Here is a 6,518-nt window from a genome sequence, read left to right as displayed (position 1 = left end):
GACAACGAATGGAAACAAAACAGCGACAAACTTGGAAATGATTTGGATATTCCCGGAGCTGAATTAGATGATGAGCAAGAAGAAATTGGCTCAGAAGATGAAGAGAATAATTATTATAGCGAAGGTGATACTGAGTAAGCTAAAATCTCTATTTGTGAATTACTGAAAAATTCTCATTTTTCACAAAATCTTATAATTAATAAGACAACCTCAAAAATATAATTCCGAGCTAAGATAAATCCTAAAAAAGAGTAGAAAATTAAACTTCTACTCTTTTGATAACTAATTGCTTATTCTTTATCTTACTGATTAATTCTTACAGGCTCTGATGATTTAAAAACTGGTACAAAAATCGAAGATTTAATAGTATTTTGAACAGGTATTTTATCTGAGGTAATAGTTACAATAATATTTGTAGACTCCCCTGCAACTATCCTTGGCTGATAAAAATACTCAGCCACCTTCTCATTATTATTATCATAAATAATTATGTTATCTCCTGATAAATTTTCCACAGCATCATCATTAAAACTCAATACTGTACTATTTCCAGAAAGCATTACCATTGGATCATATAAGGAAGCAATAGAAGCCTTATATCCAAGAGATTTTAGTTCATCTGATAATTCATATATTACTATTTTTCTAGCTGTTATTGGTTTTAAATCCAAAACTAATTCTGAATTTGTCCCTGAAACTATGTCCTTATATATTATCCCTGTATCCCATTTTAAGTAAGGTATTTTAGCATTTGCCTCATCAAACACTTCTTGAGCCGACCTAGAATCAACCCTTACAAATCTCTCATTTAATGAATTCCCTGTATATATTATGCTATTCGTCATTAAATCTCCATTACCTAATGCTTGAAATCCAACACGATTACCCGGCTGTATGTTTTTCAACACAATAACATCTTCTGCATTTATATCATCATTAGGTACAATATCATATTTTAGAATGGTTGACGGCCCTCCCGTATTTGAGTATACTATTAATGATAAAAAATTTAGTTCTACGTACAACACCCCTCTTTTGATTGACTTTCCTGTAGTTTTACTCAAACTATTATTTAATCGCACTGGAACAGTGGCAGTTAAATTTTTTGAATTTTCTACTCCTACCTCTTCGGTTGAACAGCCAAGAACGCTAAATAACATTACTAATCCTACCAATCTTTTCATTCTATTTCTTTTTTTATTAATACTTCCTTTTATAGGTGATTTAACGATTTTACTTAAATATCACAGCCAAACCTAAATAATAAGAAATAAAAAATTAATCCCGATAAGCCAAAAAAGCAACATTATCAGACAAAAAAACGCATTTTAAAATAGGATTGTTTAAATGGAAGATTTGAAAATTAGCGATTCAAGCAGAAATTTAACAATTGTAATAAAACTAAAGCAAAAAATCATTTGTCTGCACACAAAATAACGCCTACTTTTGCTTCAGTTTAACTTTTACATATAAAATGAAGCCTAACACACAACAATTAAGCGATTTAACGATCCAAGTAAGAAGAGATATTCTTAGAATGGTACATGCTGTAAACTCTGGACACCCAGGCGGTTCTTTAGGTTGTACTGAATTTTTGGTTACACTATATCAAAATATAATGGACCGCAAAGAAGGTTTTGACATGGATGGAATTGGAGAAGATTTATTTTTCCTTTCAAACGGACATATCTCACCTGTATTCTATAGCGTTTTAGCACGCAGCGGATATTTTCCAGTTTCAGAATTAGCTACATTCAGATTATTAGATTCTCGTTTACAAGGACACCCAACAACACACGAAGGTTTACCTGGAGTTCGTATTGCGTCTGGTTCATTAGGACAAGGTTTATCTGTAGCTCTTGGAGCAGCGCAAGCTAAAAAATTAAACAAAGACAATCATATTGTATATAGTTTACACGGAGACGGAGAATTGCAAGAAGGTCAAAACTGGGAGGCTATCATGTATGCATCTGCTAAGAAAGTAGACAACATTATTGCAACTATCGACTTAAACGGAAAACAAATTGACGGAACAACTGACGAAGTTTTGCCAATGGGAAGCATTCGCGCTAAATTTGAAGCTTTTGACTGGGATGTTTTAGAAATTAAAGAAGGAAACAGCATCGATGCTATCATTGCTGGTTTAACTGACGCTAAATCAAGAACAGGAAAAGGAAAACCAGTTTGTATTTTATTACATACAGAAATGGGTAATGGTGTAGATTTCATGATGCACACTCATGCTTGGCATGGTAAAGCACCAAACAACGACCAATTGGCTAGTGCTTTAGCTCAAAACATTTCAACTTTAGCAGATTATTAAAAAATGCTTTAAGCAGTAAGCATTAAGCCTTAAGCCTATTGCCTACAGCCTATTGCGTATAGCAAAAAACAAAATGAAAAAATACGAAAATACAGGAAGTAAAGATACTCGTTCTGGTTTTGGAGCGGGAATGACTGAATTAGGTCAAAAAAACGAAAATGTTGTTGCATTGTGTGCTGATTTAATTGGATCATTAAAATTTGATGATTTCAAGAAAAATCACCCAGAGCGTTTTTTCCAAATCGGAATCGCTGAAGCTAACATGATTGGAATCGCTGCAGGTTTAACAATTGGAGGAAAAATTCCTTTTACTGGAACTTTTGCTAACTTCTCTACAGGTAGAGTTTACGACCAAATTCGTCAATCTGTTGCTTACTCAGATAAAAACGTAAAAATCTGTGCTTCTCATGCTGGTTTAACTTTAGGAGAAGACGGAGCAACTCACCAAATCTTAGAAGATATTGGTTTAATGAAAATGTTGCCTGGAATGACTGTAATCAATACTTGCGATTACAACCAAACTAAAGCTGCAACTTTGGCACTAGCAGATCATCACGGTCCAGCTTATTTACGTTTCGGACGTCCAGTTGTAGCAAACTTCACTCCTGCTGACGAGCCTTTCGTAATTGGAAAAGCAATTATGTTAAATGAAGGAACAGACGTTACTATTATCGCAACAGGACACTTAGTTTGGGAAGCGCTTATCGCTGCTGAAGCTCTTGAAGCAAAAGGAATTTCTGCAGAAGTAATCAACATCCACACAATTAAGCCTCTTGATGAAGAAGCTATTCTAAAATCTGTTGCTAAAACTAAATGTGTTGTTACTGCAGAAGAGCACAATTACCTTGGAGGTCTTGGAGAAAGTGTTTCTGGAGTATTAGCTTTAAACAATCCAACTCCACAAGAATTTGTAGCAGTTAAAGATAGTTTTGGAGAATCTGGAACACCAGAACAATTGATGGAAAAATACAAATTAAACAATCAAGCGATTGTTGAAGCTGTAGAAAGAGTAATCAAAAGAAAATAATTTTACGTTTTCTTACTTTATAAAAAAGCCTCGAAATTTACATTTCGAGGCTTTTTATTTTAATCAACTATTTAGCTTTTAATACCAAGAAAGAGGAATTTCATGCCAAGCATTTACTACATAAATCTTGAAATTTCCTGAAACTTCAAAGTTTTGATACCAAGCTTGCTCACTATATGGTGCTTTTGGAGTCCAAGTAGCCAATAGAAACGTTTTACTTCCAGACACCGAACTATCCATAACTAATGATGCACTCCAAAACAAAGAATTTGCAGCTATATTGCTACCATCTACTTGCATAGGAGTTGTTTCTGTTTTCCATGTACATCTCCAAGTTGAACATGAACGATATTGCATTAATGATCTTAAAAACATTTTACTTGAATAAACAACATTATTTAAAAGAACTGTCTCATTATACAAGTCTAATACATGTCTATATCTCATTCCTGGCACATTAAAACTACCTTCGTCTGTAACAAATGTTTTAATTCTATTTTCGTTCGGAATAACATATCTACTTGTTAAATCTTTAGTAGATTTCGAAACACTTAATAATTGGCCATAAACTACTAAATTTTCTTTAATACCAATAAGTTCCTTTGGACTCTTATTAATTTCATTCTCTGATAGAAGATAGAAATCACGCTCATTAAGCCACAATACCTTACCACCAATTTTAACTTTTGATTCAGTATTTAGAACTGCTTCTAATGCATCTGAATAAATAATTCTTGTTTCTGAAAGAACATCTTCTTCCATAGCAGTTGATTCATCAGAAACTTTTGATAATGAATTTACTCCTTTCGAAGTAATCCAATCCTGAAGGCCTTTACTATCTAGTAAAGCAAGATCTGAGTATTCTTTAATAAAAGACTCTTCATTTTTAAATGATAACATTTTACCATCTAAAACTGAAGCTGAAGTTTCTTTTGAAGAAGCAACATCTTGATTTACCTGATCTTCGCTACTACATGACAAAATAGTAAGCCCTAAAAATAATGTAATTAATTTTTTCATTTTGTAAATTTTAATATTATTCTTTCAAAATTAAAATCAAAAGAAATAAATTCCTTACGTGATTCCGTAAAACATAATAATAATTCTTACAATAAACATAACTAACTAATAAACAATGCCTAAGAAAAAAACTTTAACATATCATCAATTGCAACAAATCTATACAGCTTTGGATATTACATAAAAAAAAAGACCTCAAAATATTGATTTCGAGGTCTTTTTTTATGTAAATCTTATTTTAATTTTTCTGATAAGGATATTTTTTATCAAGATGAATTCTTAATCGTCCTGGTGTTGTATAATCTTCCGGAACATATTTACGAGGATTTGTTATAGACTCAGGCTTAGATGGATCAGTAAGTGCTCCTGATGGTCTGCTTGGAATACCCCAAAGCTCTGTTTCGTCTATATTTGGAGTATCAGGATTATCTGGTACTGGATTGTAAGGATAGTACAAACTGATACCATAATTAAAAGGCTCTCCATTTAATGTTCCCCAACCAATCTGATCACTAGGTTTTGAAATTTCAAATCTCGTCGTGTAACCATCCCCATCATCATCAAAATCCATGAAATCAGGAATTCCGTCTCCATCTGTATCGTCTATTAACTCTTTTGGCAAATTAGGATATCTGTCCGTATCTCTTTGGTCATATAAATATCCATCACCATTAATATCTTCTAAATAAGATGGAACACCATCACCTACTGTAGCTTGTGAAGAAGAGCTGTACTCAAGATCAGATCGTTTTAAAGCAAATAACTTAAAACTAAATACTACAGGAGAATACGAAGGAATACCCACTTGAGCATCCGCATAATAACCTAATCCTGAAGGCAAGAACATTACCCCAGCACCATAACCATCATAGGAAATAGTCCCATCATCTGCTGTTGGATTTTTAGTTCCAACGTTAAATTGAGGTATTATCTCTCCCCAACCGTCTATTGCGTGTCTTGCTGCGTAAATATTCAAATCTAAATCAACAGCTAACCCATAGGAACTATCAAATTGAGTATTATCTAAAAGTGTTCCGACATAAGCAACCTTAACAGCATCAAAGTTACATGGCCTGTCTCCAACACCTTTATTTAAAGATAAATAATAAACTTTATAATTTACATCATGACTATAAACAGGTCTAGTTTGCAAAGGATACTCTTTCTGGTCCCAAATCGAAACTTGAGTTCCTCCAGCTGGAATTTTTTCTATTTTAACATCAAAAGTTGTTTTATCTACAACAATATAATTAGTCTTTAAAAATTTTTCAATAGAATCATTATCTGCTTTATACTGCTCTGCATAATCCCTCAAAGGAACAACCACTACATTATCGTCATCATTTTTATTACAAGAAACGATGGCAAGGCCAGCAAGCAACAAAACAAAATAATATTTAAATTTATTCATTATTATCATTTTTTTAGGTGCGCAAGATACAATATTGATTTATTTTTGTAAAGAATTTAACTTGGATTTTAGAAAAATTATGAGAATAGATAAATACTTGTGGTGCGTTCGTTATTACAAGACCAGAAACATGGTTACTGAAGCTTGCAAAAAGAATCAGATCACTGTAAATGGGCAAGTTGCAAAACCTTCAAAAGAAGTTTTTCCTACAGACCGAATCACCTTTAGAAAAGATCAAATTACACAAATTATAACGGTTTTAGATATTCCGCAAAATCGAGTTGGCGCAAAATTGGTAGATCTTTATCAAAAAAACGAAACTCCACCAGAAGCTTTTGCCCATTTAGAGATGCTAAAACTATCTAAAGAACATTCTAGAAGAACTGGTGCCGGACGTCCAACTAAAAAAGACCGAAGAGACATTGATGATTATGGAGATGATGTTCATGAAGACGATGAAGACCATGACGATCTTTAAATAGTAATTGCAATAAAAAATAGGACTTTCAATAAATTTGTACATTAGCAAAAAAATATACCATGAGCAGCAATATAATCTTAACTAATCAAGAAATCGAACATAAAATAAAACGTATCGCTTATCAAATTTACGAGACTTTTGTAGACGAAGAAGAAGTTGTTATTGCAGGAATTGCTTCTAACGGATTTGTTTTTGCCGAAAAAGTTGCTTCGGCACTTAGCAGCATCTCTACCCTAAAGGTTTCAATCTGCGAAGT

The 6,518-nt window shown here is 32.9% G+C and carries 7 protein-coding genes; 4 read left to right on the top strand and 3 right to left on the bottom strand.

Annotated features, from left to right (window positions below; all coding sequences use genetic code 11):
- Positions 1 to 302: 302 nt before the first annotated feature.
- Entirely contained in the window at positions 303 to 1,184 is an 882-nt protein-coding gene (locus B3J44_RS05650) for a hypothetical protein (RefSeq protein ID WP_286966687.1), read from the bottom strand.
- Positions 1,185 to 1,474: 290 nt separating this feature from the next.
- On the opposite strand from B3J44_RS05650, the gene B3J44_RS05645 reads away from it, so the two are divergent.
- Together B3J44_RS05645 and B3J44_RS05640 are read left to right on the top strand one after the other, a co-directional pair.
- On the top strand, positions 1,475 to 2,323 hold the full coding sequence (locus B3J44_RS05645) for a transketolase (protein WP_095931688.1): 849 nt from the start codon (positions 1,475 to 1,477) through the stop codon (positions 2,321 to 2,323).
- A gap of 73 nt (positions 2,324 to 2,396) precedes the next feature.
- The gene (locus B3J44_RS05640) at positions 2,397 to 3,350 is read left to right on the top strand and encodes a transketolase family protein (RefSeq protein ID WP_198858148.1); all 954 of its coding nucleotides are present in this window, start codon (positions 2,397 to 2,399) and stop codon (positions 3,348 to 3,350) included.
- 78 nt (positions 3,351 to 3,428) lie between these two features.
- On the opposite strand, the gene B3J44_RS05635 is transcribed toward B3J44_RS05640, so the two are convergent.
- Both B3J44_RS05635 and B3J44_RS05630 read right to left on the bottom strand, forming a co-directional pair.
- Positions 3,429 to 4,370: a hypothetical protein gene (locus B3J44_RS05635; RefSeq protein ID WP_286966685.1), complete on the bottom strand. Its 942-nt coding sequence runs from the start codon at positions 4,368 to 4,370 to the stop codon at positions 3,429 to 3,431.
- A gap of 238 nt (positions 4,371 to 4,608) precedes the next feature.
- Positions 4,609 to 5,781 carry an FKBP-type peptidyl-prolyl cis-trans isomerase gene (locus tag B3J44_RS05630; RefSeq protein ID WP_286966683.1) on the bottom strand — a complete coding sequence of 391 codons (1,173 nt, stop codon included), beginning with the start codon at positions 5,779 to 5,781 and terminating at the stop codon, positions 4,609 to 4,611.
- A gap of 79 nt (positions 5,782 to 5,860) precedes the next feature.
- Here B3J44_RS05630 and B3J44_RS05625 point away from each other — a divergent pair, with 79 nt between their 5' ends.
- Together B3J44_RS05625 and B3J44_RS05620 are read left to right on the top strand one after the other, a co-directional pair.
- Entirely contained in the window at positions 5,861 to 6,259 is a 399-nt protein-coding gene (locus B3J44_RS05625; RefSeq protein ID WP_286966681.1) for an RNA-binding S4 domain-containing protein, read from the top strand.
- A 62-nt stretch (positions 6,260 to 6,321) separates the two neighbouring features.
- Positions 6,322 to 6,518, top strand: a 197-nt coding sequence (locus B3J44_RS05620) for a phosphoribosyltransferase family protein (RefSeq protein WP_286966679.1), incomplete at its 3' end; no start/stop codon positions are given.

It is taken from the genome of Flavobacterium sp. UBA4854 (assembly GCF_002399805.1).
GTDB classification, from domain to species: Bacteria; Bacteroidota; Bacteroidia; order Flavobacteriales; family Flavobacteriaceae; genus Flavobacterium; species Flavobacterium ginsengisoli.
The sequence above is the reverse complement of the archived record's forward strand: the minus strand, read 5'-3'. Positions and strand labels throughout refer to the sequence as shown.

Bases quoted from the DNA above. Each gene is read 5' to 3' on its own strand.
- B3J44_RS05650 (WP_286966687.1), bottom strand. From the start codon at position 1,184: ATGAAAAGATTGGTAGGATTAGTAATGTTATTTAGCGTTCTTGGCTGT.
- B3J44_RS05645 (WP_095931688.1), top strand. From the start codon at position 1,475: ATGAAGCCTAACACACAACAATTAAGCGATTTAACGATCCAAGTAAGA.
- B3J44_RS05640 (WP_198858148.1), top strand. From the start codon at position 2,397: ATGAAAAAATACGAAAATACAGGAAGTAAAGATACTCGTTCTGGTTTT.
- B3J44_RS05635 (WP_286966685.1), bottom strand. From the start codon at position 4,370: ATGAAAAAATTAATTACATTATTTTTAGGGCTTACTATTTTGTCATGT.
- B3J44_RS05630 (WP_286966683.1), bottom strand. From the start codon at position 5,781: ATGAATAAATTTAAATATTATTTTGTTTTGTTGCTTGCTGGCCTTGCC.
- B3J44_RS05625 (WP_286966681.1), top strand. From the start codon at position 5,861: ATGAGAATAGATAAATACTTGTGGTGCGTTCGTTATTACAAGACCAGA.